General features: G+C 70.7%; 23 protein-coding genes. 14 read left to right on the top strand and 9 right to left on the bottom strand.

Annotated features, from left to right (window positions below; translation table 11 throughout):
* The first annotated feature begins 28 nt into the window (after positions 1–28).
* From ACFWZ2_RS31510 to ACFWZ2_RS31485, 6 genes are all read left to right on the top strand, one after another.
* Positions 29–1,153, top strand: coding sequence for an NTP transferase domain-containing protein (locus tag ACFWZ2_RS31510; protein ID WP_384551437.1), 1,125 nt, complete (start codon positions 29–31; stop codon positions 1,151–1,153).
* On the top strand, positions 1,150–2,541 hold the full coding sequence (locus tag ACFWZ2_RS31505; protein ID WP_384551435.1) for a molybdopterin molybdotransferase MoeA: 1,392 nt from the start codon (positions 1,150–1,152) through the stop codon (positions 2,539–2,541). Before ACFWZ2_RS31510 ends, ACFWZ2_RS31505 begins: the two co-directional genes overlap by 4 nt.
* A complete protein-coding gene (locus ACFWZ2_RS31500; protein ID WP_384551433.1) occupies positions 2,529–3,635 on the top strand; it encodes a potassium channel family protein in 1,107 nt (368 codons plus the stop codon). The genes ACFWZ2_RS31505 and ACFWZ2_RS31500 overlap by 13 nt, the downstream gene beginning before the upstream one ends.
* 98 nt (positions 3,636–3,733) lie before the next feature.
* Entirely contained in the window at positions 3,734–4,711 is a 978-nt protein-coding gene (locus ACFWZ2_RS31495; protein WP_384551431.1) for an NAD(P)H-quinone oxidoreductase, read from the top strand.
* 152 nt (positions 4,712–4,863) lie between these two features.
* Entirely contained in the window at positions 4,864–5,295 is a 432-nt protein-coding gene (locus ACFWZ2_RS31490; protein WP_384551429.1) for a hypothetical protein, read from the top strand.
* A gap of 90 nt (positions 5,296–5,385) precedes the next feature.
* Positions 5,386–5,925 (top strand): bacterial proteasome activator family protein, encoded by a 540-nt coding sequence (locus tag ACFWZ2_RS31485; RefSeq protein ID WP_384551427.1) that lies wholly within the window; start codon positions 5,386–5,388, stop codon positions 5,923–5,925.
* Positions 5,926–6,055: 130 nt separating this feature from the next.
* Here ACFWZ2_RS31485 and ACFWZ2_RS31480 read toward each other — a convergent pair whose 3' ends face one another.
* Positions 6,056–7,690 (bottom strand): protein kinase, encoded by a 1,635-nt coding sequence (locus ACFWZ2_RS31480; protein WP_384551425.1) that lies wholly within the window; start codon positions 7,688–7,690, stop codon positions 6,056–6,058.
* Between the two features lie 307 nt (positions 7,691–7,997).
* On the opposite strand from ACFWZ2_RS31480, the gene ACFWZ2_RS31475 reads away from it, so the two are divergent.
* Positions 7,998–9,557 (top strand): protein kinase, encoded by a 1,560-nt coding sequence (locus ACFWZ2_RS31475; RefSeq protein WP_384551424.1) that lies wholly within the window; start codon positions 7,998–8,000, stop codon positions 9,555–9,557.
* A gap of 33 nt (positions 9,558–9,590) precedes the next feature.
* Here the strand turns inward: ACFWZ2_RS31475 and ACFWZ2_RS31470 are convergent, their stop codons facing one another.
* Both ACFWZ2_RS31470 and ACFWZ2_RS31465 read right to left on the bottom strand, forming a co-directional pair.
* On the bottom strand, positions 9,591–10,016 hold the full coding sequence (locus ACFWZ2_RS31470) for a pyridoxamine 5'-phosphate oxidase family protein (RefSeq protein ID WP_384551422.1): 426 nt from the start codon (positions 10,014–10,016) through the stop codon (positions 9,591–9,593).
* Positions 10,017–10,122: 106 nt separating this feature from the next.
* A complete protein-coding gene (locus ACFWZ2_RS31465; protein ID WP_384551420.1) occupies positions 10,123–10,782 on the bottom strand; it encodes a response regulator in 660 nt (219 codons plus the stop codon).
* A gap of 381 nt (positions 10,783–11,163) precedes the next feature.
* On the opposite strand from ACFWZ2_RS31465, the gene pdhA reads away from it, so the two are divergent.
* The 3 genes from pdhA to ACFWZ2_RS31450 are packed head-to-tail and all read left to right on the top strand — an operon-like array spanning position 11,164 to position 14,772.
* Positions 11,164–12,342: a pyruvate dehydrogenase (acetyl-transferring) E1 component subunit alpha gene (pdhA, locus tag ACFWZ2_RS31460; RefSeq protein ID WP_384551418.1), complete on the top strand. Its 1,179-nt coding sequence runs from the start codon at positions 11,164–11,166 to the stop codon at positions 12,340–12,342.
* Positions 12,343–12,344: 2 nt separating this feature from the next.
* Positions 12,345–13,325, top strand: a complete 981-nt coding sequence (locus ACFWZ2_RS31455; protein WP_384551416.1) for an alpha-ketoacid dehydrogenase subunit beta — start codon at positions 12,345–12,347, stop codon at positions 13,323–13,325.
* Between the two features lie 10 nt (positions 13,326–13,335).
* The gene (locus ACFWZ2_RS31450) at positions 13,336–14,772 is read left to right on the top strand and encodes a dihydrolipoamide acetyltransferase family protein (RefSeq protein WP_384551415.1); all 1,437 of its coding nucleotides are present in this window, start codon (positions 13,336–13,338) and stop codon (positions 14,770–14,772) included.
* A gap of 60 nt (positions 14,773–14,832) precedes the next feature.
* Here ACFWZ2_RS31450 and ACFWZ2_RS31445 read toward each other — a convergent pair whose 3' ends face one another.
* A complete protein-coding gene (locus tag ACFWZ2_RS31445; RefSeq protein ID WP_384551414.1) occupies positions 14,833–15,723 on the bottom strand; it encodes a D-alanyl-D-alanine carboxypeptidase family protein in 891 nt (296 codons plus the stop codon).
* 147 nt (positions 15,724–15,870) lie between these two features.
* Here ACFWZ2_RS31445 and ACFWZ2_RS31440 point away from each other — a divergent pair, with 147 nt between their 5' ends.
* Positions 15,871–16,545, top strand: a complete 675-nt coding sequence (locus ACFWZ2_RS31440) for a GntR family transcriptional regulator (RefSeq protein WP_384551412.1) — start codon at positions 15,871–15,873, stop codon at positions 16,543–16,545.
* Positions 16,542–17,882, top strand: a complete 1,341-nt coding sequence (locus ACFWZ2_RS31435) for a nitrate/nitrite transporter (protein ID WP_384551410.1) — start codon at positions 16,542–16,544, stop codon at positions 17,880–17,882. Before ACFWZ2_RS31440 ends, ACFWZ2_RS31435 begins: the two co-directional genes overlap by 4 nt.
* A 19-nt stretch (positions 17,883–17,901) precedes the next feature.
* On the opposite strand, the gene ACFWZ2_RS31430 is transcribed toward ACFWZ2_RS31435, so the two are convergent.
* Positions 17,902–18,726, bottom strand: a complete 825-nt coding sequence (locus tag ACFWZ2_RS31430; protein WP_384551409.1) for a maleylpyruvate isomerase family mycothiol-dependent enzyme — start codon at positions 18,724–18,726, stop codon at positions 17,902–17,904.
* Positions 18,727–18,861: 135 nt separating this feature from the next.
* Here ACFWZ2_RS31430 and ACFWZ2_RS31425 point away from each other — a divergent pair, with 135 nt between their 5' ends.
* A complete protein-coding gene (locus tag ACFWZ2_RS31425) occupies positions 18,862–19,665 on the top strand; it encodes a carbon-nitrogen family hydrolase (protein WP_384551407.1) in 804 nt (267 codons plus the stop codon).
* Between the two features lie 176 nt (positions 19,666–19,841).
* Positions 19,842–22,007 (top strand): hypothetical protein, encoded by a 2,166-nt coding sequence (locus tag ACFWZ2_RS31420; RefSeq protein ID WP_384551406.1) that lies wholly within the window; start codon positions 19,842–19,844, stop codon positions 22,005–22,007.
* A 130-nt stretch (positions 22,008–22,137) separates the two neighbouring features.
* Here the strand turns inward: ACFWZ2_RS31420 and ACFWZ2_RS31415 are convergent, their stop codons facing one another.
* The 4 genes from ACFWZ2_RS31415 to ACFWZ2_RS31400 all read right to left on the bottom strand — a co-directional run bounded on the left by ACFWZ2_RS31415 (position 22,138) and on the right by ACFWZ2_RS31400 (position 25,596).
* Positions 22,138–23,076, bottom strand: coding sequence for an FKBP-type peptidyl-prolyl cis-trans isomerase (locus ACFWZ2_RS31415; RefSeq protein WP_384551404.1), 939 nt, complete (start codon positions 23,074–23,076; stop codon positions 22,138–22,140).
* A 108-nt stretch (positions 23,077–23,184) separates the two neighbouring features.
* The gene (locus ACFWZ2_RS31410; RefSeq protein ID WP_384551402.1) at positions 23,185–24,189 is read right to left on the bottom strand and encodes a hypothetical protein; all 1,005 of its coding nucleotides are present in this window, start codon (positions 24,187–24,189) and stop codon (positions 23,185–23,187) included.
* A 206-nt stretch (positions 24,190–24,395) separates the two neighbouring features.
* Entirely contained in the window at positions 24,396–25,256 is an 861-nt protein-coding gene (locus ACFWZ2_RS31405) for a hypothetical protein (RefSeq protein ID WP_384551401.1), read from the bottom strand.
* A gap of 1 nt (position 25,257) precedes the next feature.
* Complete coding sequence (locus ACFWZ2_RS31400; RefSeq protein ID WP_384551399.1) at positions 25,258–25,596, bottom strand: hypothetical protein; 339 nt, start codon at positions 25,594–25,596, stop codon at positions 25,258–25,260.
* Positions 25,597–25,687 lie beyond the last annotated feature (91 nt).

Raw genomic sequence — 25,687 nt, 5'->3', positions numbered from 1 at the left:
TGATCCTCCGTATGCCCATACTCGGGGGATGACCGCGAACAAGGGCGGCTCGGACGACACCACCGCGCCTCCGTACGACGACACGGCGCATCCGGACGACACCGCCGTGCCGTCGTACGACGCCGCAGTGCCGCCGTTCGACGCCGTCGTGCTCGCCGGGGGCGGTGCCGCGCGGCTCGGCGGTGCGGACAAGCCCGGGGTGCGCGTCGGCGGCCGTGCGTTGATCGACCGGGTCCTTGCGGCCTGTTCCGGCGCGGGGACCACCGTCGTCGTGGCCGCGCCCCGGCCCACCGCGCGCCCCGTGGTGTGGGCGCGCGAGGAGCCGCCGGGCGGCGGGCCGCTCGCCGCGCTCGACGCCGGGCTGCGCCTGACCACGGCGGAGCGGGTGGTGGTGGTCTCCGCCGACCTGCCGTTCCTGGCGGAGCGGACCGTACGCCGCCTCCTCGCCGCCCTGCGTGGGAGCGGCGCGGACGGGGCGGTCCTCACCGACCCCGACGGCCGGGACCAGCCGCTCGTCGCGGCCTACCGGAGCGCGTCGCTGCGGCGCGAGGGCGCGGTACTCGCGCAGGGGAACGGCGGCGGGCTCACCGGGCTTCCGCTGCGGCTGCTCACCGCGCGGCTCACGCTCACCCGGGTCGCCGACCCCGTCGCGGCCTTCGACTGCGACACCTGGGACGACATCGCCGCCGCTCGGGCGCGCATCAGGGAGCATGGGCACGTGTTGGATGAATGGATTTCCGCAGTCAAGGACGAGCTGGGCATCGAACTCGACGTCGATACCGGCACCCTGCTCGACCTCGCCCGCGACGCCGCGCACGGCGTGGCCAGGCCGGCGGCGCCGCTGACCACCTTCCTCGTGGGATACGCGGCGGCGCAGGCCGCCGCGCAGGGGCGGGCGGCCGGTGGCGCCGAAGCCGTGGCAGAGGCGGCCCGCAAGGCGACGGCGCTCGCGCTCCGCTGGGCGGACGAGGACCAGCAGGACGCGAAGCGGGGCGCTTCCGCGCAGGCTGATACCGGCGCCTCCACGGAGGCCGGTGCCGGTGGCTCCAGTGGTTCCGGTGCTCCGGTCGAGGCTGCTCCCGAGGCCTCGACCGAGGCTGGTTCCGGCGCTACCACCGGGGCTGCGCCCGCCCCCGAACCGGACGCCGGATGACCGGGCGGCCCGTGCCCGACGCCGAGCTCGACGAGGCCCTCGCTCTGGTGAACGACCATCGGGAGGGCCCCGACGCGTCACCCCATCGCGCGACACCCCCGCTCGGCGCCGCCGCGCAGCCCGCCCCCACCCCCCGGAGCGAACAGCCGACCGGCACCGGTACCGATCAGGACAAGCGCGAGCACCGCGACACCACCCCCTGGCCCGTCGCCCGCGGCCGTGCCGCGCGAGCCCCCCGTCCCGGGACCGACCCCACCCCGGTCGCCCTCGGCGAGGCGCTCGGGCTGACTCTGGCCGCTTCGCTCACCGCGCTGACCGACCTGCCCTCCTTCGACACCTCCGCGATGGACGGCTGGGTCGTCGCGGGGCCCGGCCCCTGGGACGTACGGGCCGAGGGGATTCTCGCCGGGCACGGGCGGCCGGAGCCGCTCACCGACGGGGAGGCGGTGCGCATCGCGACCGGTGCCCGCATTCCGCAGGACGCCACGGCGGTGCTGCGCAGCGAGCACGGCCGCATCGACGACAAGGGCAGGCTGCACGCGGGGCGCGAGGTCGTGCCCGGTCAGGACATCCGGCCGCGCGGCCAGGAGTGCCGCTCCGGCGATCAACTCCTGCCGCCGGGCGCCCTGGTGACGCCCGCCGTGCTTGGCCTGGCCGCGGCCGCCGGGTACGACATGCTGCCCGCGGTCCGCCGCCCCCGGGCCGAAGTGCTCATCCTGGGCGACGAGTTGCTGACCGAGGGACTCCCCCGCGAGGGCCTCATCCGGGACGCGCTCGGCCCGATGCTGCCGCCGTGGCTGCGCGCGCTCGGCGCCGAGGTCACCGGGGTCAGGCGCCTGGGCGACGACGCCGAGGCGCTGCACGAGGCGATCACGGGGTCCGGCGCCGATCTGATCGTCACGACCGGCGGTACCGCGTCGGGGCCGGTCGACCACGTCCACCCCACCCTGCGCCGCATCGGCGCCGAGCTGCTGGTGGACGGCGTCGCCGTGCGCCCCGGGCACCCCATGCTGCTGGCCCGCATCCGGCCCGACCAGCACCTCGTCGGGCTGCCCGGCAATCCGCTGGCGGCCGTCTCCGGGCTGCTGACCCTGGCGGAACCCCTGTTGCGTACGCTTTCCGGGCGCGGAAACCCAGCGGCGTACACCGCCCCCGTACGCGACGATGTGCACGGTCATCCGCACGACACCCGCCTCGTGCCCGTCACGCTGCGCTCCGAGTACGCGGTGCCGCTGCACTTCAACGGGCCCGCGATGCTGCGCGGCATCGCGGCGGCCGACGGACTCGCGGTCGTCCCGCCCGGCGGGGCGAGCCAGGAACAGGAGTTGGAGATTCTCGATCTGCCGTGGGCCCTGATGCCCGCCGACGCCGGGGTGTGTTTCACGTGAAACTTCCCGGCCACGACGCGATCGCCCGGCACCCCGACGAACACCACACGACCCACCGGATCAAGCTCCCCCAGCGGGAGGTCGTCAAGCCGTTGCGGCAGGTCACGCGGCGGCTCGCGATGGCACTCTTCGTGCTCGCCGTGACGACGTGCATCGTCTGGATCGACCGCGGCGGCTACCACGACAACGCGAACGAGAAGGTCGACTTCCTCGACGCCGCGTACTACGCCACGGTGACGCTCTCCACCACCGGCTACGGCGACATCGTCCCGTACAGCGACAGCGCCCGGCTCACGAACATCCTCCTGATCACGCCGCTGCGCGTGCTCTTCCTGATCATCCTGGTCGGCACCACCCTCGAAGTACTCACGGAACGCACGCGCGAGGAATGGCGTCTGTCCCGCTGGAGGTCCAACTTGCGTGAACACACTGTCGTCGTCGGCTTCGGCACGAAGGGCCGCTCCGCGATCCAGACCGTCTGCGCGACCGGCCTGAAGCCGGATCAGATCGTGGTGGTCGACCCCAGCGCGAAGGTCGTCGACGCGGCCACGGCGGAGGGCTTCGCGGGCGTCATCGGCGACGCCACGCGCAGCGACGTGCTGCTCCGCGCCGAGGTGCAGCGGGCCCGCCAGATCATCATCGCGACCCAGCGCGACGACACGGCGGTCCTTGTCGCCCTCACCGCACGGCAGTTGAACCGCGGGGCGAAGATCGTGGCCGCGGTGCGCGAGGAGGAGAACGCGCCGCTGCTGCGGCAGTCCGGCGCCGACGCCGTGATCACCAGCGCCAGCGCGGCGGGCCGACTGCTCGGCCTCTCCGTGCTCAGCCCCAGCGCGGGCATGGTCATGGAGGACCTGATCCAGCAGGGCAGCGGGCTCGATCTCGTCGAACGGCCGGTGATAAAGGCCGAGGTGGGGCTGGGAGTTCGGGAGACCGACGACCTGGTCGTCAGCGTCGTACGGGGACACCGGGTCCTTGGATACGACGATCCGGCCGTCGGGAAGCTGCAGTTGACGGACCGGTTGATCACGATCGTGCGGGCTTCGGCGGCGAGTGTCGTCGCTCCGGATACGAAGCCGTTGCCCACGGACTGAGTGGGGTCCGGCCCCGCCGGGGTGCGGATCCTGCGGGCCCGTCGTGGCTTGGCGCGCAGTTCCTCGCGCCCCATACGGGGCCGAGTAGCCTCGGCCGCATGTATGCGATCACGATTCCTGAACCCGGTGGTCCCGAAGCGCTCGTATGGGCCGAAGTGCCCGATCCCGTGCCCGGTGAGGGCGAGGTACTGGTCGAGGTGGCGGCCAGCGCCGTGAACCGCGCCGATCTGCTGCAGCGCCAGGGTTCCTACAGCCCGCCGCCCGGCGCGTCCCCGTACCCCGGTCTGGAGTGCTCGGGCCGGATCGTCGCACTCGGCGACGGGGTCTCAGGCTGGGCGGTCGGCGACGAGGTGTGCGCGCTGCTCTCCGGCGGCGGCTACGCCGAGAAGGTCGCGGTGCCGGTGGGACAGCTGCTGCCCGTTCCCGAGGGCGTCGACCTCGTCACGGCGGCCGGGCTGCCCGAGGTGACCTCGACGGTGTGGTCCAACGTCTTCCTGATTTCCCACCTGCGGCCGGGCGAGACGCTGCTCGTGCACGGCGGTTCGAGCGGCATCGGCACCATGGCGATCCAGCTGGCCAAGGCGGTCGGCGCCAAGGTCGCCGTCACGGCGGGCACGAAGGAGAAGCTCGACTTCTGCGCCGAGCTCGGTGCGGACGTGCTGATCAACTACCGCGAGCAGGACTTCGTCGAGGAGGTCGCGCGGGCCACGGACGGCGCGGGCGCGGACGTCATCCTCGACAACATGGGCGCCAAGTACCTGGATCGGAACGTGCGGGCCCTCGCCACGAACGGGCGTCTCGCGATCATCGGCATGCAGGGCGGCATCAAGGGCGAGCTGAACATCGCGGCGCTCCTCGGCAAGCGCGCCGCCATCACCGCGACGTCGCTGCGCGGCCGCCCGGCCGCCGAGAAGGCGTCGATCGTCGCGGCGGTGCGCGAGCATGTCTGGCCGTTGATCGGGGCCGGGCATGTGCGGCCGGTCGTGGACCGGAGGGTGCCGATGAGCGAGGCGGCGGAGGGACACCGGGTGCTTGAGGCCAGCGGGCACATCGGGAAGGTGCTGCTGACCCGCTAGCGGTTCGGGTGCCGCCGGGGCGAGCGGTGCGGGTGCCGCCGGGTGCGGCCGGTTCCGCCGAACCAAGATGCCGGATTTGTTGCGTTATGTGACGCTTGTCACCGGTGTAGTGGTCCTTTGGGCTCGGCGGCCCGGCAGCGGGAGGGGGCGGCGTGGTGACTGTTTCTCGGTCCGGGTGGTGGCCCGCGCTTCTGGTGGCTCTCGCCGTCGTCGTTCCCGCCACCCCCTCGTACGCCGCCGAATCCGCCCCCCACCGCCCCGTCGTCACCGTCGACGAGACCTCCCGCGCCGGGAGCGGGCCCGGGGAAGGGCGGGAGCGCCCGGGGCGGGCGGAGTCCGTGCTCCCCGATCCGGCGCCGCCCGTCAGGGTGCGGGAACCGGGGACGCCGCCGCCCGCGAAGCAGGCGCCTGATCCGGAGCCCGAGCCGCAGTCCGTTGCGCGGCGGGACGCCGCGACCGACGCCGCCGAGCCGGCTCCCGCGGGTCCCGCGCTGCCGGGGCTGCGCGTGCTGCCGCTCGGTGGCGGTCTGGTCCTCATCGGCCTGGGCATCGGCTTCCTCGGCCTGCGGCTCCGGCGCGGTTGAGAAGGCGCCGGGACGGCGCTGAAGAGGGTGGATCAGCCCTGGATGGGGGCACTACCGATGTGTGATGTACGGGTGCGAGAGAATGGCGGCATGGAGATGCCGAGGAACGAACGGTCGCCGGAGAGCCCCCAGGTCCTGGTCGTGGGCCAGGACGGAATGGCTCTCGGTGGCGGCGGAGACGACGACTCCCGCGAGGTCCCGGTGACGGAGATGGTCGAACAGCCGGCCAAGGTCATGCGGATCGGCAGCATGATCAAGCAGCTGCTGGAGGAGGTGCGGGCGGCTCCTCTCGACGAGGCGAGCCGGGTGCGCCTCAAGGAGATTCACGCCAGCTCGGTCAAGGAGCTCGAGGACGGTCTCGCCCCCGAGCTCGTCGAGGAGCTGGAGCGGCTCTCCCTGCCCTTCACGGACGACACGACGCCGAGCGATGCGGAACTGCGCATCGCACAGGCCCAGTTGGTCGGCTGGCTCGAGGGCCTCTTCCACGGGATCCAGACGACGCTGTTCGCGCAGCAGATGGCGGCGCGGGCGCAGCTGGAGCAGATGCGGCGGGCACTGCCGCCCGGTGTGGGCGGCGACGAGGAGGAGCAGGGCGGCATCGCGGGCCGCTCGGGAGGCCCCTACCTCTAGGCCGGGACGTACGCGGCAAGAGCCGGGACGTACGCAGCAAGAGAAGTAAGCATAAAGAGCAGTACGCAAAAACCGAGGGGCTGGATACGCGAATAGAATCGCGTATCGAGCCCCTCGGCCTTATGCCGGTTTATGCCGGGTCGCCCGAGGAGACGTCGAACTGGATCTCCACGTTCTTCGGGTCGATCTCCGAGCCTTCCTTCGGGGTCTGCCGCATCACGGTGTCCTCGCCGTAGGCGTTCTCGTCGATCTTCCGCTTGTCGTAGCTCCAGCCGGCCGCCTGGAGGCAGGACAGGACCGACTTCCAGTCCTTGAACGTGAAGTCAGGGGCCTTGATCTTGTTCTCGTCGTTGTAGCCCGTCTCCGGGTCCGTGCACTCGGTCGTTTCCATCGTCTTCGTGCGGTCGGGTCCCTTGTGCCCGGCGACCGGCTGCTTCGACTTGTCGTCGGAGCCTTCCTTGTCGCCGTCGCCGCCGAGCTGGAGGGCGACGACCAGGCCGCCGATGGCGAGCAGCGCGACGACGATCGAGCCGACGATCACCGGCATGTTCCGCTTGCCGGAGCGTCCCGGGCCCGAGGCGGCGGCCGCCGGGGCGGGCTGCGGGGCGAGGTTGTACGGCGGCGGGGTCTGCGCGGCCTGCTGCGGTGCGTACGCGTTGGTGGGCGGCGGGGTCTGGTAGCCCTGCTGCGGGTAGCCGTAGCCCGGGGTGGGCGTCGGGGCCGGGGTCGGCGGGCCGTAGGAGCCCGGCTGGTACGGCGTCTGGACCTGGCCGCCCTGCGGGAGCGAGGTGTCGACGGGCGGGAAGACCGCGGAGCCGACGCCCGCGCCGCTCGCCGTCTGGGCGCCGGGGACGATGCTGGGAGCCTGAGAAAGAGAGGCCTGGAAGGACTGGGCCACGCGCAGGCACTCGTCGCGCATGGACTCGGCGGTCGGGAAGCGCTCGTTCGGGTTCTTCTTGAGCGCGCGGGCGACGATCGCGTCGACCGCGGGCGGCAGGGAACGGTTGATCGAGGAGGGCGCGACGGGCTCCTCCTGGACGTGCGCGTACGCGATGGCCAGCGGCGAGTCCGCCTCGAACGGCAGCCGCCCGGTGACCAGCTGGAAGAGCATGATGCCGACCGAGTAGAGGTCGGAGCGGGCGTCGACGCCGCGGCCCAGGGCCTGCTCGGGCGAGAGGTACTGCGGGGTGCCGACGACCATGCCGGTCTGGGTCATCGAGGTGACCCCGGACTGCATGGCGCGGGCGATGCCGAAGTCCATGACCTTCACGACGTTGCGCTTGGTCATCATGACGTTGCCGGGCTTGATGTCGCGGTGGACCAGGCCCATCTCGTGGCTGATCTCGAGGGCCGCGAGGACGTCCGCGGTGATCTTGAGGGCCTGGTCGGTCGGCATCGCGCCGTACTGCGCGACGGAGGCGTCGAGCACCGAGCCGAGCGGCTTGCCCTCCACGTACTCCATGACGATGTACGGCATCGTCGTGCCGTCGAGATCGTCCTCGCCGGTGTCGAAGACCGACACGATGTTCGTGTGAGTGAGCTTCGCCACCGACTGGGCCTCGCGGCGGAAGCGCTCGCGGAAGGACTGTTCGCGGCCGAGTTCGGTGTGCAGTGTCTTGATGGCGACCTGACGGTCGAGCACGGAGTCGTACGCGAGGTGCACGGAGGCCATGCCGCCTTCGCCGAGCAGATCACGCAGTTGGTAGCGGCCGCCGGCCAGCGAACGCCCCGCGTACCGCCCCTGTGCGCCGTCCTGGCTGCTCATCTTGTGCGTCCCCCATCGGCGCGGCTGCCGGACGGCTCCGCGGCTGGTGATCGATAACCGCTATTCCAGGCCAAGTCTGCCCCAGGACGATGACGCGTCAAGCTCGGTGCCCGTTCCGTGACCGTACGCGCAAGAAGCGTCTCGGAAGCGTTACAAGTTTGCGCATGGGCACCGGCAAAGGCTTTGATGTCCGGTCCACCTCGAATCGGGGGGTGGCTTGAAGGCTGTAGCGTGGCCCGACGGAGTACCCCGTACCGCGACGTACTCCAGCACCAAGTACCACGACCAGAAACGACGGCGAGGACTGATGGCACAGACGCAGCGCGCTCAGGGCCCGTCCGACCCCGAGGCGACTGGCGGCGGTATGTCAGACGCGCCTGAGATGTGGGGCAATGGCGGGCTTGTCGGAGACGGCCGTTACCGGCTGACCCGCAGACTCGGCAGGGGCGGCATGGCCGAGGTGTTCGCGGCCGAAGACGTACGTCTCGGTCGTACGGTCGCCGTCAAGCTGCTCCGCTCCGACCTCGCCGAGGACCCGGTCTCCAAGGCCCGCTTCACGCGTGAGGCACAGTCCGTCGCGGGGCTCAACCATCACGCCGTGGTCGCCGTGTACGACTCCGGTGAAGACGTCGTCGGGCCGAATGTCGTCCCGTACATCGTCATGGAGATCGTCGAGGGCCGGACGATCCGCGATCTGCTGATCAACGCGGAGGCGCCGGGCCCCGAGCAGGCGCTGATCATCGTCTCCGGGGTGCTCGAAGCGCTCGCCTACTCCCACCAGCACGGCATCGTGCACCGTGACATCAAGCCCGCGAACGTGATCATCACCAACACCGGTGCGGTGAAGGTGATGGACTTCGGCATCGCGCGCGCCCTGCACGGCGCGCAGTCGACGATGACGCAGACCGGCATGGTCATGGGCACGCCCCAGTACCTGTCGCCCGAGCAGGCGCTCGGCAAGGCCGTCGACCACCGCTCCGACCTGTACGCGACGGGCTGTCTCCTCTACGAACTGCTCGCGCTGCGGCCGCCGTTCACCGGCGAGACGCCGCTCTCCGTGGTCTACCAGCACGTCCAGGACCAGGCCGTGCCGCCGTCCGAGGTCTCCGACGCGGCGCCGCCGGAGCTGGACGGGCTCGTCATGCGCTCCCTCGCCAAGGACCCGGACGACCGGTTCCAGACGGCCGAGGAGATGCGCGGACTCGTCCAGTACGGGCTGCAGATGCTGCACGAGCAGGGCAGCCACACCGGCACCTGGAACACCGGCCCCGTCGCGATGCACGAGGGCGGCAACACCCCGGCCATGGGCGTCGCGGGCACGGCCGCGCTCGCGCACCCCGACTCGGGGACCGCGCAGATCCCGAGCCCGATGCTGCCCTCGCGGGGCGGCGACGACGGCGGCTTCGAGGGCGGTCACCGCAGCGGCAAGGGCGGCCGCGGCAAGATGTGGATCTTCGCGGTGCTCGCGATCATCGCGATCGCGGTGGGCGTGACGTTCGCGCTGACCGCGGCCGACAAGAAGGACAAGAAGGATCCGCCGGTCACTCCTTCGACGAAGCAGTCGCAGGAGAAGGAGCCCAGCGAGAGCGCGGACGAGGAAACCGAGGGCGAGACGACGGACCCCGGCGCGGGATCCGGCGGGCAGACGGACTACGACCCGCCGACCCAGCAGCCGACCAGGCCCACCAACCCGACCACGGGCCCCACCGAGCCGACCCAGGACCCGACGACGCCGACCGGTGACCCGACGACGACGGACCCGACGACGGACCCGACCGAGGACCCCACCGAGGATCCGACGGACCCGACCGAGCCGACGGACGGCGGCGAGGACCCGGGCGCCGGAGGCGGCGGCGACGGGGCCTGAGCCCGGCCGCGCCGACCCGCGCCGCGGCGCGGGTCAGAGGGTGTACTGAAGCAGCCGGTCGTGGCCCGCGCGCAGCGTGTGGACCGTGGCGAACTGCGGCTCTATGCGCAGGTACACCGGGTCGAAGAGCTCGCCGTCCGCGAAGTGCGGGCTGGGGCCGAAGAGTTCGAGCTCGGCATTGGTCGGCTCGACGGCCTCGCAGACGCCCACGAGCTGGACGGTCCACTGGCCGCCGTCGCGCGCGGTCGCCGCGTTGAGGTTGTCCGCGCCGTACGCCACGACACTGCCGATGCAGGCCTGGTGGTAGCCGTACCCCTTGTGCATGCGGAGCAGGATCTTCCCGTCGACGACGATGTGCCGGGCCGCGGCGAGGAACGGCAGCGCGCGCATGCTGGTCGCCACCCGTCCGTAGTCGCTGCGGCGGAGCAGTTCGAAGGCGAGCTGTTCGTCGGTGGGCATGAGACCACCTTGGTTCATGGACAGGGTGTCGGAAAAGAGGACCCTGCCCCGAGAAGACGGGGACGTAAGTCCTTCGACCCCGTCGTACCGCGGTGCGGCGCCGCCGTCAGTGCTTCTCCGCCTGCATGCGCGCCACATACGCGGCGGCCTGCGAACGCCGCTCCATGCCCAGCTTGGACAGCAGGCTGGAGACGTAGTTCTTGATCGTCTTCTCGGCCAGGTGGAGGCGCTCGCCGATCACGCGGTTGGTCAGGCCCTCGCCGATCAGGTCGAGGATCTTCCGCTCCTGGTCGGTGAGGTTGGCGAGGCGGTCGTCGCCCTTGGCGTTGTTGCCGTCGCGCAGCCGCTCAAGGACCCGGGCGGTGGCCACGGGGTCGAGCAGGGACTTGCCGGCGGCCACGTCCCGTACGGCGGTGAGGAGTTCATTGCCGCGGATGGCCTTGAGGACATAGCCCGATGCACCGGCCATGATCGCGTCGAAGAGGGCCTCGTCGTCGGCGAACGAGGTGAGCATCAGGCACTTGATGTCCTCGTTCTGCGAACGGATCTCGCGGCACACCTCGACACCGCTGCCGTCCGGCAGGCGCACGTCGAGCACGGCCACGTCGGGCCGGGTCGCAGGGATCCTGACCAGGGCGTCTGCCGCCGTGCCCGCCTCGCCGACGACCTCGATGTCGGACTCCACGGACAGCAGCTCATGGACTCCACGGCGGACCACTTCATGGTCGTCGAGGAGAAATACCGTAATTTTTCCGTCTTCGCGCACGGAGCCAGTCTCACACACGATCTCTTTCCGTGCCCGGGCGGAACCCTTCCCGTGCGCGGGGTGGCCGGGATAACGTGCCGGTGTTCCGGCCCCCTGCCAGGCTGTGATCAGTGCTTTGACCAGGAAGTGTTCGCCCCATTCTGGATTTACTCGGTAATCCAAGCAATCAGGTACTTGGAAATCCAAGCAAATTCGCAGGTCAGATGGGGTTTCACAGAAATGGGAAGCACTGGGTAACGTGCATTGGGCAGGGCGCTCGCCGGGGCACCTGTCACGCCTGTTCCCGGCCGAGTCGCACCCACCCCGTGCGCGGGCACGGACCAGGCGAGCCGCACTGGCTTACCCGGTAACCCCGGGGGCCGGACCGACGGAGGAGCACACGTGACCGTGGAGAGCACCGCCGCGCGCACACCGCGCCGCAGCAGTACCAGCGGCGGCAAGCGCGCAAGCGCCAAGAAGGCCGCCCCGCAGAAGAGCACGGAACCCGAACTCGTACAGCTGCTGACCCCCGAGGGCAAGCGGGTCAAGAACGCCGCGTACGACGGGTACGTCGCCTCGATCACCGCAGAGGAACTGCGCGGGCTCTACCGCGACATGGTCCTCACCCGCCGCTTCGACTCCGAGGCCACCTCGCTGCAGCGCCAGGGCGAGCTGGGCCTGTGGGCGTCGCTGCTCGGCCAGGAGGCCGCCCAGATCGGTTCGGGCCGGGCCACCCGCGACGACGACTACGTGTTCCCCACCTACCGTGAGCACGGTGTCGCCTGGTGTCGTGGGGTCGACCCGACGAACCTGCTCGGCATGTTCCGCGGCGTGAACAACGGCGGCTGGGACCCGAACAGCAACAACTTCCACCTGTACACGATCGTCATCGGCTCGCAGACGCTGCACGCCACCGGTTACGCGATGGGCGTGGCCAAGGACGGCGCGGACTCCGCCGTGATCGCGTACTTCGGTGACGGTGCCTCCAGCCAGGGCGACGTCGCCGAATCGTTCACCTTCTCCGCGGTCTACAACGCGCCCGTCGTGTTCTTCTGCCAGAACAACCAGTGGGCGATCTCCGAGCCGACCGAGCGGCAGACCCGGGTGCCGCTCTACCAGCGTGCGCAGGGTTACGGCTTCCCCGGCGTGCGGGTCGACGGCAATGACGTGCTCGCCGTGCTCGCCGTCACGCGGTGGGCCCTGGAGCGGGCGCGCTCGGGCGAGGGCCCGGCGCTGATCGAGGCGTTCACGTACCGCATGGGCGCGCACACCACCTCCGACGACCCGACCAAGTACCGCAGGGACGAGGAGCGGGAGGCGTGGGAGGCCAAGGACCCGATCCTGCGGCTGCGTACGTACCTGGAGTCCGAAGGTCACGCGGATGAGGGATTTTTCGCGGAACTCGAGGACGAGAGCGAAGCGTTGGGCAAGCGAGTGCGAGAGGTGGTGCGGGCGATGCCGGATCCGGATCGGATGGCGATCTTCGAGAACGTGTACGCCGACGGGCACGCCCTCGTGGACGAGGAGCGCGCCCAGTTCGCCGCCTACCAGGCGTCGTTCGCGGACGGAGAGGTCAAGTAGCCATGTCCGTACAGAAACTGCCCCTCGCCAAGGCGATCAATGAATCGCTGCGTACGGCACTGGAGACCGACCCCAAGGTCCTGATCATGGGTGAGGACGTCGGCAAGCTCGGCGGCGTCTTCCGTGTGACGGACGGGCTGCAGAAGGACTTCGGCGAGGAGCGGGTCATCGACACCCCGCTCGCCGAGTCCGGCATCGTCGGCACCGCGATCGGCCTCGCGCTGCGCGGCTACCGACCGGTCGTGGAGATCCAGTTCGACGGCTTCGTCTTCCCTGCGTACGACCAGATCGTCACGCAGCTCGCGAAGATGCACGCCCGCGCGCTCGGCAAGATCAAGATGCCGGTCGTCATCCGCATTCCGTACGGCGGTGGCATCGGCGCGGTCGAGCACCACAGCGAGTCGCCCGAGGCGCTGTTCGCGCATGTCGCGGGCCTGAAGGTGGTCTCGCCGTCCAACTCTGCGGACGCCTACTGGATGATGCAGCAGGCCATCCAGAGCGACGACCCGGTGATCTTCTTCGAGCCGAAGCGGCGTTACTGGGACAAGGGCGAGGTCGACAAGGAGGCCATCCCCGGCCCCCTGCACAAGGCCCGTGTGGCGCGCGCCGGTTCGGACCTCACCCTCGCCGCGTACGGCCCGATGGTGAAGGTCTGCCTGGAGGCCGCCGCGGCCGCCGAGGAAGAGGGCAAGTCCCTGGAGGTCGTGGACCTGCGCTCGATGTCCCCGATCGACTTCGACACGGTGCAGGCCTCGGTGGAGAAGACCCGCCGCCTCGTCGTCGTGCACGAGGCCCCGGTCTTCCTGGGCACCGGCGCGGAGATCGCGGCGCGCATCACCGAGCGGTGCTTCTACCACCTGGAGGCCCCGGTCCTGCGGGTCGGCGGGTATCACGCGCCGTATCCGCCGGCGCGCCTCGAAGAGGAGTACCTGCCGGGCCTCGACCGGGTGCTCGACTCCGTCGACCGCGCCCTGGCGTACTGAGGAGAGGGTCGTGACGACGATGACTGACACAGCTGCGGCCGAGTTCAAGATGCCGGATGTCGGTGAGGGACTCACCGAGGCGGAGATCCTCAAGTGGTACGTCGCCGTGGGTGACACCGTCACCGACGGGCAGGTCGTGTGCGAGGTCGAGACGGCCAAGGCCGCTGTCGAACTGCCCATTCCGTTCAATGGTGTTGTGCGTGAGCTCCGGTTCCCGGAGGGGACGACGGTTGACGTCGGGCAGGTGATTATTACTGTCGACGTGTCCGGGGGCGGGTCGGCTCCGGCCCCGGCTCCGGCTGCTCCTGCGGAGGCGGAGGCTGAGCCTGCGGCTCCGGAGGGGCGGCAGCCTGTGCTCGTCGGGTACGGGGTTGCTGAGTCCTCGACGAAGCGTCGGGCTCGGAAGGCTGAGTCTCCTGATGCTCCCGTCTCGTCGCCGGAACCGGCGGTTGTGCCCCCCCTTATCCATCCCCCACTGCCTGAAGGGCGTGGGGGGACCCCCAGGCGGAACGATGGCCCACAACGGGAGAGCCTGAACGGTCACGGTGAGCGGCCGCTTGCCAAGCCGCCGGTTCGCAAGCTGGCCAAGGATCTTGGCGTCGACCTCGCGACGGTCACGCCGTCCGGGCCGGACGGGATCATTACGCGGGAGGACGTGCACGCGGCGGTGGCTCCGGCTCCGGCTGCCGCGCCCGCGCCGCAGGTGACCGAGGCGCCCGCGCCCGCCGCCGTGGTGAGTACGGATGCCCGTGAGACCCGTATCCCGGTCAAGGGCGTGCGCAAGGCCACCGCGCAGGCGATGGTGGCTTCCGCGTTCACGGCGCCGCATGTCACGGAGTTCGTGACGATCGATGTGACGCGGACGATGAAGCTGGTCGAGGAGTTGAAGCAGGACCGGGCGTTCGAGGGGCTGCGGGTCAATCCGCTGCTGCTCATCTCCAAGGCCCTGCTCGTGGCGATCAAGCGGAACCCGGACATCAACGCGGCCTGGGACGAGGAGAACCAGGAGATCGTCCAGAAGCACTATGTGAACCTGGGCATCGCCGCGGCCACTCCGCGCGGTCTGATCGTGCCGAAGATCAAGGACGCGCACGCCAAGACGCTGCCCGAACTCGCCGAGGCGCTCGGCGAGTTGGTGACCACCGCCCGCTCGGGCAAGACCTCGCCCGCGGCCATGCAGGGCGGCACGATCACGATCACGAACGTCGGTGTCTTCGGCATCGACACCGGCACGCCGATCCTGAACCCCGGCGAGTCCGCGATCCTCGCGGTCGGTGCGATCAAGCTCCAGCCGTGGGTCCACAAGGGCAAGGTCAAGCCCCGCCACGTCACCACCCTCGCGCTCTCCTTCGACCACCGCCTGGTCGACGGGGAGTTGGGCTCGAAGGTGCTGGCCGATGTGGCGGCCGTCCTGGAGCGCCCGAAGAGGCTCCTCACCTGGGCCTAGCAGGTAACGAAGGGGGCCTGCCGCGATCCGCGGCAGGCCCCCTTCGTGTGCGTGCGGACTTCAGACCTTGAAGCCGTAGTCCATGAGCTTCTTCGCGTCCGTGGTGCGGTTGGCCGCGGAGGAGGAGGTGAGGACCGTGCCGATGACGGTCTTGCCGCCGCGCGTCGCCGCGAAGACGAGGCAGTACTTCGCCTCGGGGCCCGAGCCGGTCTTCACGCCGATGGCGCCGCGGTAGGAGCCGAGCAGGCCGTTCGTGTTGGTCCACGACATGTAGCGGTAGCCGCCGGTCTTCGTCGTGACCTTCTGCTTCGTCGACTTCGTCTTCACGACCGTACGGAACGTGGAGTACTTCATCGAGTTGCTCGCGAGCTTCGTCAGGTCGCGCGGCGTCGAGTAGTTCTTGCCGTTGCCGATGCCGTCGAACGAGTCGAAGTGGGTGTTCTTCAGGTTCAGGTTCTTGGCCGTCGTGTTCATCTGGCCGATGAAGTTCTTCACGCGGGCCGCGCGGGTGGAACCCTTGCCGAACTTGTCCGCGAGCGCGTACGCGGCATCGCAGCCGGACGGCAGCATCAGGCCGTAGAGGAGCTGGCGGACGGTGACCTTGTCGCCGACGATCAGGCGGGCCGAGGACGCCGTGTTCCTGACGATGTAGTCGCTGTAGGCCTTCTGGACCGTGACCTTGGAATCCAGGTTGAGGTTCCGCTGGCCGAGCACCACGCGCGCCGTCATTATCTTCGTCGTGGAGCCGGTGGAACGGCGGGTGTCGGCGGCCTTGGTGTACAGGGTCTTGCCCGTGCCGTTGTTCATCACGAACCCGCCCTTGGCGGTGATCGACGGCTTCGGCGGTGCGGCCGCGTGGGCCGGGGTCGTGAGGACGCCGCCGGCCAGTATCGCGCTCGCAGTGACGACTACGGCCGATACGCGACGTACGTCCTTAATGCCGGTTTTCAAGTTCTATGCTCCAAATGCCCCTGGAATGCGGCCACATGAAGGTGCCGCTCACCCATAAGACGAGCGAGAGGGGTGAATGGATGTGCCGGAGTGCCCGCAATGTGGACCGGGATTCCGGTGTATGCGTGTTGTATCTATGCTGTGCGCATGCCAGCCACCGCCACGGCCACCGCGATCGCCGCAGCCAAGCGCCCGCCCGCCGCCGAGCGCGTCTACGCGCACGTCAAGAAAGCCGTCCTTGAACGCCGTTACGAGGGCGGCACGCTGCTCACGGAAGGCGAGCTCGCCGAGGCCGTGGGGGTCTCCCGCACTCCCGTGCGCGAGGCGCTGCTCAAGCTGGAGGTGGAGGGGCTGCTCCGGCTCTACCCGAAGAAGGGCGCCCTCGTCCTGCCGGTCTCCGCGCAGGAGATCGCGGACGTCGTCGAGACCCGGCTGCTCGTCGAGACGCACTCTGTGCGCAAGGTGGTGCCCGCGCCCGCCGGACTGCTCGAACGGCTGGAGGAACTCCTCGACCAGCAGCGGGTGCAGGCCGCCGCGGGGGACTTCGCGGCCGCGGCGGGCACGGACCGGCGCTTCCACGCCGAGATCGTCCGCGGCGGCGGGAACGAGATCCTCTCGCGCCTCTACGACCAGCTGCGGGACCGGCAGCTGCGGATGGGCGTCGCCGTGCTGCACTCGCACCCCGACCGGATCGCCAAGACGCTCGCCGAGCACGAGGAGATCCTCACCGCGCTGAAGTCCGGCGACGCGGAGGCGGCGGTCGCCGTGGTCACCCGGCACGTCGGCTGGTTCCAGAACCTCGCGCGGGGCGAGGTCCGATGAGCTCCTCCGCCGCGCCCGTGCCGCTGCCGGGCGATCCTTCCCCAAGCTCTAAAGGAGCTGGGGGAGACCCCATTGGAGGCAAGAAGGCCGTACTCGTCTGGGGCATCGGCGTCGCCGTCTACTTCGTCGCCGTGATCTTCCGGACGTCCCTCGGGGTCGCCGGGCTCGACGCCGCCGACCGCTTCCACGTCAACGCGTCCGCCCTCTCGACCTTCTCGATCCTCCAGCTGCTCGTCTACGCGGGCATGCAGATACCCGTCGGCCTGATGGTCGACCGGCTCGGCACCAAGAAGGTGCTGACCATGGGCGTCGTCCTCTTCACGGTCGGGCAGCTCGGCTTCGCGCTGTCCCCCACGTATGCGATGGCGCTGGCGTCCCGCGCCCTGCTCGGCTGCGGCGACGCGCTGACGTTCATCAGCGTCCTGCGGCTCGGCACCCGCTGGTTCCCGGCCCGGCGCGGCCCCCTCGTCGCCCAGCTCGCGGGCCTGGTGGGCATGGCGGGCAACCTCGTCTCGACGCTCGTGCTCGCCCGCCTCCTGCACTCCGTCGGCTGGACCGCCGCGTTCGCGGGCAGCTCGCTGTGCGGCGTCGTCGTACTGATCCTGATGACGCTCTTCCTCAAGGACCACCCCGAAGGGCACGAGCCGGAGCCCGTGCGGCACACCGGATCGGGCTTCGTGCGGCAGCAGATCGCCCTGTCCTGGCGGGAGCCCGGCACCCGGCTCGGCCTGTGGGTGCACTTCACCACGCAGTTCCCCGCGATGGTGTTCCTGCTCCTGTGGGGCCTGCCGTTCCTCGTCGAGGCGCAGGGGCTCTCCCGCGCGACGGCCGGGGAACTGCTCACCCTCGTCGTGCTCTCCAACATGGCCGTCGGGCTCCTCTACGGCCAGATCGTCGCGCGCCACCACGCCGCGCGCCTCCCGCTGGCGCTCGGCACCATCGGGGCGACGGCGGCGGCCTGGGCGGCCACGCTCGGCTATCCCGCGGAGCACGCGCCGATGTGGCTGCTCATCGTCCTGTGCACGGTGCTCGGTGCCTGCGGTCCCGCCTCCATGATCGGGTTCGACTTCGCGCGGCCCGCCAATCCGCCGGAGCGCCAGGGCACGGCGTCCGGCATCACCAACATGGGCGGCTTCGTCGCCTCCATGACCACGCTGCTCGCGATCGGCGTGCTGCTCGACGCGACCGGCGAGAACTATCGCGTGGCGTTCTCCGCGGTGTTCGTCCTGGAGGCGGTGGGGCTCTGCCAGATCCTGCGGCTCAAGTCGCGGGTGGCGCGCAGGGAACGGGAGCAGCTCGTCGCCAGCCGCGTGGAGGCCGTGCACGTGCCTGCCTGAACCGGCCCGGGGTCCTGAGCTATGGCGTCACCGCGAAGTTGCGCAGTATCGCCTCGCCCAGGTCGTGGTCGCCCTCGATCTTGATGCGGTCGGTGACGGACGCGTAGGTCACGCGGCCGCAGGCCAGCTTGAAGTAGGTCTCCCAGTCGAGGCCGAGGGTGGCGAGCGGGCCGAGCGAGGGCGCGTTGTCGACGGTGGCCTGGCCCTCGGCGTCCACGCGGACCGTGCGCAGGAACTCGACGGGGCCGCTCACGTCGAAGACGACCGCCGAATTCGCGGGCGCGCCCGCCTTCTTGGCGACGACCTTGGGCAGCCCGTGCAGCAGGAGGTCGCGGGCCACGAAGGCGCCGGGGGAGTCGAGGTTGCCGGGCTTGCGCAGGGTCGTACGCAGGTCCTGCTCATGCACCCAGACGTCGAACGCCCGCATGCGGGTGGCCAGTTCGAGGGTCTGCTCGGTGCCGAGGGGGCCGCGGATCTTCGTCGAGGGGTCGCGCGACTCGTTCCGCAGCTGCCGCGAGCGGCGGATGATCGTGTACTCCAGCTCGGAGGTCATCTCGGGCGCCGTGTGATGGCGGCGGACGTCGACCTGCATCTCCATGTACCGCTGGCCCTCGGTCTGTACGTGGTACAGGTCGCGGGGCAGGGTGTGGATCGGGCGCGGGTCGCCCAGCATCTCGCAGTCGAGGCCTATGACATGGGAGACGATGTCCCGCACCGACCAGCCGGGGCAGGGGGTGGCCCAACTCCACTCTCCCTCGGCGAGTGGTGACACCAGCTCGGATATCGCTTCCACTGAGTGGGTCCAGGCATCGGCGTAGGTTTGCAGGCTGGGATGGAGACTCACGGGACCCCTCGGCGGTCGTACGCGGGCGGTGGGTGTCTGAGACGTTAAGTTACGCTGCCCGCAGGCACCCCGGCAGTGCTTTCGTGTGACGATCGTAGGCCGTGTGGACGGCTCGAATGCCAGGACGGTGGTAGTGTGCGCGCCTCTCTCATCCAGATCGCCGTAGACGAGGGCGAATCGGTCAATTCCCGTCGGACACGCGTCTCTTCGCTGGTCCGCGAGGTCGCGGAGCAAGAGAGTTCCGGCCTCATCGTGCTCCCCGAACTGTGGACGACGGGCGCCTTCGCGTACGAAGCGTTCGCGAACGAGGCGGAACCGCTCGAAGGCCCGACGTACGAAGCCATGGCGAAGGCCGCGAGCGACGCGGGCGTATGGCTGCACGCCGGATCCATCCCCGAACGGGACCCGGAAGGACCGCTCTACAACACCTCGCTCGTCTTCTCCCCCGAGGGCCAACTCGCCGCCGCCTACCGGAAGATCCACCGCTTCGGCTTCGACAAGGGCGAGGCCGTCATGATGGCGGCGGGCTCCGAACTGGCGACGGTGCGCACGCCGGACGCCACGCTCGGCCTCGCGACCTGTTACGACCTGCGCTTCCCCGAGCTGTTCCGCGGACTCGTCGACGCGGGCGCCGAGATGTTCGTGGTGCCCGCCGGCTGGCCCGCGCGGCGGCGCGAGCACTGGCGGCTCTTCGCCAAGGCGCGGGCGGTCGAGGACCAGGTGTACGTGCTGGCCTGCGGCACCGGCGGCACGCACGCGGGGGTCCCGCAGGCCGGGCACAGCATGGTCGTCGACCCGTGGGGCGAGGTCCTCGCCGAGGCGGGCGACGGCGACGAGGTGCTCACCGTGGACCTCGACCCGGCGAAGGTGGCCGCCACCAGGGAACAGTTCCCGGCCCTGAAGGACCGCCTCCTGGGCCTGGCCGCGCCCCGCCGCTGACGGGGGCGGCCCGGCGCCGCAACGCCTCTCACCCGCTTGGGCTTCGCCAATCGCGGCAAGCCGACCCCGGTGTTCTGATGATCGAAAAGATGGTCACTGTGCGCATTCAGGCGCCTACGTGACGTAATCAATCAGAGACCTGTGGTCAGGGCGTGGTGCGCCCTAGGAGGCACCCAATGACAGACATCGGACACAGTCGCGGACGGCGGCGGGGGCGGCTGAAGCCCCGGCTGACGGCATCGCTCGGCCTGGCCACCACGGTGGCCATGGGCCTGTCCCTCGTCGCGCCGCAGCCGGCCGTTGCGGGCGAGATCGCCAGTGAGTCGTTCACCGGAGCTTCGGTCGACCCGAACAAGTGGCACAGCTCCACCGCCACCGCGGACGACCCGACGGGATACGCCTGTCTGACCGCGGCCACCGGTGCGAAGGGCCCGCTCAAGGCATGCCCCGACGCGACCGGTGACGCGGCAGGGCAGGGCGCGCTGCGGCTGACCTCGAACAAGAAGGACCAGAGCGGCTTCGCCGTCGCCAAGACGCCGCTGCCCTCGAAGGGCGGCCTGAAGTTCACCATCGACTTCGCGGCGTACGACCCCTCGACGGGCAACGCCGCCGACGGCATCTCCCTGATGCTGCTCGACGGTGCGGCGCCGCTGCCGAAGGCCGCGGGCAAGTACGGCGGCGGTCTCGGCTACGTCGGCATCCAGGGCGGCTACCTCGGTGTCGGCCTCGACGTCTTCGGCAACTTCACCAAGCAGGGGTACGGAGCGGGCGGCGCCAAGGAGCGCAAGCCCAACTCGATCACCGTGCGCGGCGCGACCAGCGTCGACAACCCGATGGTCGCGACGTACCAGTCGAACCGGAAGCTCGCCGTGAACGAGGCCAAGACGCGCAGCGCCGCGGTCCGCACGGCCAAGGTCGAGCTGTCCACCGCGGGCGTGCTCGCCGTCTCCATCGACTTCCACGACGGCCGCGGCTACAAGGACGTCATCGAGCCGGTCGACCTCGACGAGATCAAGGGCCAGCCGAAGGTCCCCGAGACCTTCCGCATCGGCTTCGCCGGATCCACCGGCTACAGCACCGAGATCCACGAGCTGTGGAACGGAAAGGTCGAGTCCCTCGACCCGAACCTGTCGACGACGGTCACCCCGAAGGGCCCGGTCAACGCGGGCGAACCGGCCGAGTTCGAGATGGTCACCGGCAACGACAAGCTGGCGGGCCCGACCACCGGCGAGGTCGTCACCAAGCAGACGTTCCCCGACGGCGTCACCCCGGTCTCCGCGTCCGGCGACGGCTGGGACTGCACGGTCGAGGGTCAGACGGTCACCTGCAAGCGTCCGGGCTCCGGCCCCGACGCGCTGAAGCCGGGCGAGAAGTACCCGCCGGTCACGGTGAAGACCAAGGTCGACGACGGCGCCAAGGGCGACAAGACCATCACCACCGAGACCACCACGCCGGGCGGCCCCAAGAAGGATCCGGAGACCAGCAAGTTCACGGTCACCCCGGCCAAGGGCCCGGACCTGACCGTCGTCACCAAGCCGACGGGTCCCGTCGTGGGCGGGCAGAACGCCGGGTACACGATCGACGTCGCGGACAAGCCCGACGCAGGGCCGACCAACGGCGAGGTCAAGGTCGTCCGTACCTTCCCCAAGGGCATCACCCCGGTCAGCGCGAACGGCGACGGCTGGGACTGCAAGATCGACGGGCAGACGGTCACCTGCAAGCGCCCGGGCACCGGCACCGACGTGCTCAACCCCGGCCGCAGCTACCCGACCATCCACATCGGCACGAAGGTCGACGAGGGTGCCAAGGGCGACCTCGACGGCACGACCGAGGTGAGCACGCCGGGCGGCAAGAACCCCGGCCCCGTCACGGACACGACGACGGTCACGCCCGCCCCGGTCAAGGACCCGAACCTGAGCACGGTCACCAAGCCGCAGGGCGACGTGGTCCAGGGCAAGCCGGCCACGTTCACGATCACGACCAGCAACGACAAGTCGGCCGGTCCGACGCGTGGTGAGGTCACCGTCGAGCGCACCTTCCCCAAGGGCGTCACCCCGAAGACCGCTTCGGGCGACGGCTGGAAGTGCTCGGTCAACGGCCAGAAGGTCACCTGCACGCGGCCGGGCACCGGCGCGGACGTGCTGAAGCCCGGTGACTCGTACCCGCCGATCAAGGTGGTCACGGACGTCGACAAGGGCGTGTCGGGCCAGCTGGAGGGGACCACGGGGGTGACCTCCGACGGGAATGGGTCCAATGGGTCCACGACCACGGACACGTTCGTGGTCAAGACGGACGCCAACCAGGACGTCAGTTGTGGTGGGTGGATCCGTACGCGGTGCTAGGCGCTTGAGCGCTTGAGCGCTTGAGCAGGTGAGGGCCCTGGGAGCGGTGCTCCCGGGGCCCTCGCGCTGTCTCCTTGCCTGCGGGTGCTTCGTGGCTTGTCGCGCAGTTCCCCGCGCCCCTTAGGGGCGCCTAGCGGCCCCTGCTGTCCAGGATGTCGATCACGTACGCCACGTCCTTGCCCTTGGGGACTCCCACGCCGCCCTTCGTCATCGTGAAGGAGGGGTCCTGGGTCTTCGGGACCGTGAGGAGGAGTCTGGTACCGACCTTGCGGCCCTTCAGGGCCTCGTACCAACCGGGGGGCACGGCGCCCTTCTTGACGATGAAGCCGTTGGGGCCGCTGCGCAGGTAGGTGGAGCCGAACGGGTTCTTCTTGCCCCACTCGCGTCCCGACCACTGCACGACGGCGGTGTCGCCCTCGCCGATCTCGGCGCCGTCACCGGCCACGAGGGTGCGGGCGGTGGCCTTGCGGGGCGGGGTTCCCCATGAGGTGATCTGCGGGTCCTTGCCGGGGTCGACGCGGACCACGGGCTCGCCGCTCTTGCCGTCGGCGGGGCCCGAACTGCCCTCGGGGACCTGCTGCTTGGGGGCGTAGCCGCCGATGACGTCGAAGACGAGCACCATGTGGTTGCCGGGCGGGACCTGTGCGGGCGCCATGCCGTGCGGGCCGAAGCCGTGGGTGGCGGGGGCGACCATGAGGACCCGGCTGCCCGCCTTGCGGCCGAGCAGCGCCTGGTCCCAGGTGCGGGCGACGTGTTCGCCGTCGAGCACGGCGGTGGTGGGCTGTTCGAGGCGGTAGGTGTCGAGCAGCGGCTTGTTCTTCTCCCACAGCCGCATGTCGACGTCGGTCACGACGACCTGGCCCTTGCGGGTCTCGGGCCCGTCGCCCTCCTTGAGGACCTTCATCCGCGCCTCTTCGGGCGGCGGCAGGTCGGGGATGGTCACGGTGGGTCGCTGCCCGAACTCCCCGCTGACCTTGGGGATGTTCTCGGGCTCCGGTGTGGTGCAGCCGACGGCGAGCGCGACGAGGGTGCCGATGGCGGCCGTGCGGGCGAGCGCGGTGACGTACATGCGCTCCAGCGTCACGCCTGTCGGCGGGGCCCGGGCGGCACGGCGCGGCGCCGTACGCCACCTGGGCGTACGGCGCCGGGAGCCACTCGGGGCAAGCGCGCTAGCGGGTCACCAGCAGGAGCCGGTGCCCGTCGCGTCGTAGGAGTCGCGCATCGGGCCGAGCACCTTCGCGGGCGGCGCGTAGGGCGCGCAGAACTTCGAGCGCGCGCCCCGCCGCTCCGGGCCCGCGGGGAGCTTCGGCGCGAACTTGTCGGTGCGCGCGGGGTCCCTGATGACCGCGGCGTGGGCGACCGTCACGTCGGCGACCTCGGTGCCGAGGACGGAGGCGTGGATCCCGTTGACGTAGCCGCTCGACGCCTTCGGGTCGAACTTGTAGTGCTTGTCCGGGCCCAGGGTCGCGTTGCCCTTCTGGTCCGTGGTCACCTGCTCGTTGGTGGTGGCCAGGGCGATGGGCGGCTTGGAGTAGTCGTCGGGGATGCGGACGCCGAAGTTCACGGCCCACAGCGGCGGGATGTCGATGATGCGGGCACCGGCCACCGAGATGTAGCCGCGGGCCGCGCCGCCGGTGAACTCCACCGCCTTGCCGGGCTGCGAGTACGCGGAGACGGTGATGCCCTCGACGTGCACGCCGAGCGGCGAGAGCTGGGTGCCGCCCGCCGGGTTCTGGATGTAGGGGACGCCGACGTCGACGGCCGCGCCGCCCGCGTCCGCGTACACCTCGCCGCGCGCCGGGACCTTGGGGTCGCCCGACGTGGTCGCCGGGTGGGAGTGGCCCATGGCCCGCGAGTACAGGGCGGAGGCCTTGCCGATGCCGACGCCGCCGGGGGCGAGGTCGATCAGCTTGTTGCCGCCCGCCTGCTCGGTCGGCGCCTTGGGCGTGGTCGGGTAGTGCGACTCGAAGAGCGCCGTGTCGACGACGCTCGCGAGTCCCTTGACGCGGGCCACCCAGGCGTCCGCCTGCAGACAGTCGTCGGTCTCGACGACGGTGCCCCAGTCGTCGACGCCGACCGGCGCGAGCGCCGCCTGGGCCGGGAATGCGGTAGCCGTCACCGCGGTCGCGGCGAGCCCTGCGGTGAGCAGGGCGTACCGCTTTGAAGTACGCCATGAGGCCATGGCCAGCCTCTCTTTCCTTCGTGTCTCGCGTAGCTGGTACGGGGGACGTGTCTGGTACGGGGAGAAGTCGGCGGGAGCCGGGCGACGGGCGTCCGGCCACCGATAGTTACAGCGTCGACACGCAGAGCTATGGCCGCATGCCGGGTCGGCCATCCGGGGGGTGACCGGCGGGCGCTCGCCCGCGGTGCCGTGGCCCGGGGTGCGGCTCAGCGGGGCCCGTCACCGGCGCGCAGCACGGCGGCGTGACCGATCGTCAGGTCCACTGGTTCCGGGCCGAGAATCGTGAGGTGCAGGGCGTTCACATAGCCGCCGAGGGCGTGCTTGTCGGTGATGTCGCCGCCCGCCGCGGTGACGTTGGGGTGGCCCTGGCCGTCGGTGCCGATCTGTTCGTTGACGGTGGCGAGCAGCTGCGGCGGCAGCTTCGGGTCCTTCGGCACCCGTACGCCGGTGTTGGCGGCGGCCGATCCGTCGAAGGAGTGGATCCGCTTGCCCGCCATGGCGAGATGGCCGGTGGCGACGGAGGAGGAGAGGGCGGGCGGGGCGCCCGGTTTGCTGGTCGCGCGGGCCTCGACGTCGTGCAGGAGCACGCCGAACGCGGAGCGCTGGGTGGCGCCGGGGCCCGGCTTGTCGGGTGCCTTGTACTTCGGCAGGCCGAACTCCATCTCCGTGACGGAGACGGACGCGGTCACGGTGCGGTGGTCGCCGTCGGCGGGTTCGGCGGCGGTGCGCACGCCCTCGATGTGGTCGAACCACGGGACGTCGCCGCCCGGTTCGACGGGGCCCTGCAGCGCGGCCTGGTAGTCGTCGGGCACGCCGGGATAGGTGGGGTGGTGGGTCTCGCCGATGCGGGCGTCGGCGGTGCCGTGCCGGCCGAGGGCCCGCATCGCCCAGGCGGTCGCCTGCGCGGGCTCGGAAGTGCCGATGACGGTGCCCCAGTTGTGCGGGGACGCGGCCTGGTGCGGATCGGGGTCCGCGCCGGTCCCGGCGGTGGCGGGGGCCGCGGCGCAGAGCAGGGCGACGGGCAGCGCGAGGGCGAGGCGCAGCGGGCGGGACGGGGGACGTCGCATGTCAGGGCTGCTCCTTCGGCGTGGCCGGCGCGGAGCCGGAGGGGGAGGTCGGGGCGGCGTCGGCCGCCGTGCCGGGGAAGAAGGTGTTCCAGACGCCGGACGCGATGTCGAAGGCGCCGTGCACCATCCACTCGGCGGCCGCCTTGAACGGTTTGACGATCTCCCACGTGGTGTCGATCTGCTCGCCCTTGGGCTCCCCCCTCTCGTTCAGCTCGATCCCGCCGGGCGGCGGGAACGGCGGCGGCTCGGCGGCCTGTGCCGCGCCGCCGAACAGCAGAACGGCGCTCAGTCCCGTGGCGGCCGCGAGGGGCGCGAGGCGCCCAAGTCGGTTGTGCCGCATGGTGGTTGACCCTTCTCGGGCGGTCGTGCGGTACGTCGTGGGGTCGGTGCGCGGCTCCGGCCGGGGGGGGGCCCCGCGGCGCCCGCCGGCC

This window comes from Streptomyces sp. NPDC059002 (genome assembly GCF_042740435.1).
GTDB lineage: Bacteria > Actinomycetota > Actinomycetes > Streptomycetales > Streptomycetaceae > Streptomyces.
Note: the sequence above shows the minus strand (reverse complement) of the source record. Positions and strands in the feature narration are given on the sequence as shown.

Excerpts from the sequence above, each read along its gene's own strand:
- ACFWZ2_RS31440 (WP_384551412.1), top strand. The coding sequence starts at position 15,871 with ATGCCAGCCACCGCCACGGCCACCGCGATCGCCGCAGCCAAGCGCCCG.
- ACFWZ2_RS31475 (WP_384551424.1), top strand. The coding sequence starts at position 7,998 with ATGGCACAGACGCAGCGCGCTCAGGGCCCGTCCGACCCCGAGGCGACT.
- ACFWZ2_RS31455 (WP_384551416.1), top strand. The coding sequence starts at position 12,345 with ATGTCCGTACAGAAACTGCCCCTCGCCAAGGCGATCAATGAATCGCTG.
- ACFWZ2_RS31480 (WP_384551425.1), bottom strand. The coding sequence starts at position 7,690 with ATGAGCAGCCAGGACGGCGCACAGGGGCGGTACGCGGGGCGTTCGCTG.
- ACFWZ2_RS31495 (WP_384551431.1), top strand. The coding sequence starts at position 3,734 with ATGTATGCGATCACGATTCCTGAACCCGGTGGTCCCGAAGCGCTCGTA.
- ACFWZ2_RS31420 (WP_384551406.1), top strand. The coding sequence starts at position 19,842 with ATGACAGACATCGGACACAGTCGCGGACGGCGGCGGGGGCGGCTGAAG.
- ACFWZ2_RS31400 (WP_384551399.1), bottom strand. The coding sequence starts at position 25,596 with ATGCGGCACAACCGACTTGGGCGCCTCGCGCCCCTCGCGGCCGCCACG.
- ACFWZ2_RS31485 (WP_384551427.1), top strand. The coding sequence starts at position 5,386 with ATGGAGATGCCGAGGAACGAACGGTCGCCGGAGAGCCCCCAGGTCCTG.
- ACFWZ2_RS31505 (WP_384551435.1), top strand. The coding sequence starts at position 1,150 with ATGACCGGGCGGCCCGTGCCCGACGCCGAGCTCGACGAGGCCCTCGCT.
- ACFWZ2_RS31410 (WP_384551402.1), bottom strand. The coding sequence starts at position 24,189 with ATGGCCTCATGGCGTACTTCAAAGCGGTACGCCCTGCTCACCGCAGGG.
- ACFWZ2_RS31470 (WP_384551422.1), bottom strand. The coding sequence starts at position 10,016 with ATGCCCACCGACGAACAGCTCGCCTTCGAACTGCTCCGCCGCAGCGAC.
- ACFWZ2_RS31510 (WP_384551437.1), top strand. The coding sequence starts at position 29 with ATGACCGCGAACAAGGGCGGCTCGGACGACACCACCGCGCCTCCGTAC.
- ACFWZ2_RS31415 (WP_384551404.1), bottom strand. The coding sequence starts at position 23,076 with ATGTACGTCACCGCGCTCGCCCGCACGGCCGCCATCGGCACCCTCGTC.
- ACFWZ2_RS31435 (WP_384551410.1), top strand. The coding sequence starts at position 16,542 with ATGAGCTCCTCCGCCGCGCCCGTGCCGCTGCCGGGCGATCCTTCCCCA.
- ACFWZ2_RS31405 (WP_384551401.1), bottom strand. The coding sequence starts at position 25,256 with ATGCGACGTCCCCCGTCCCGCCCGCTGCGCCTCGCCCTCGCGCTGCCC.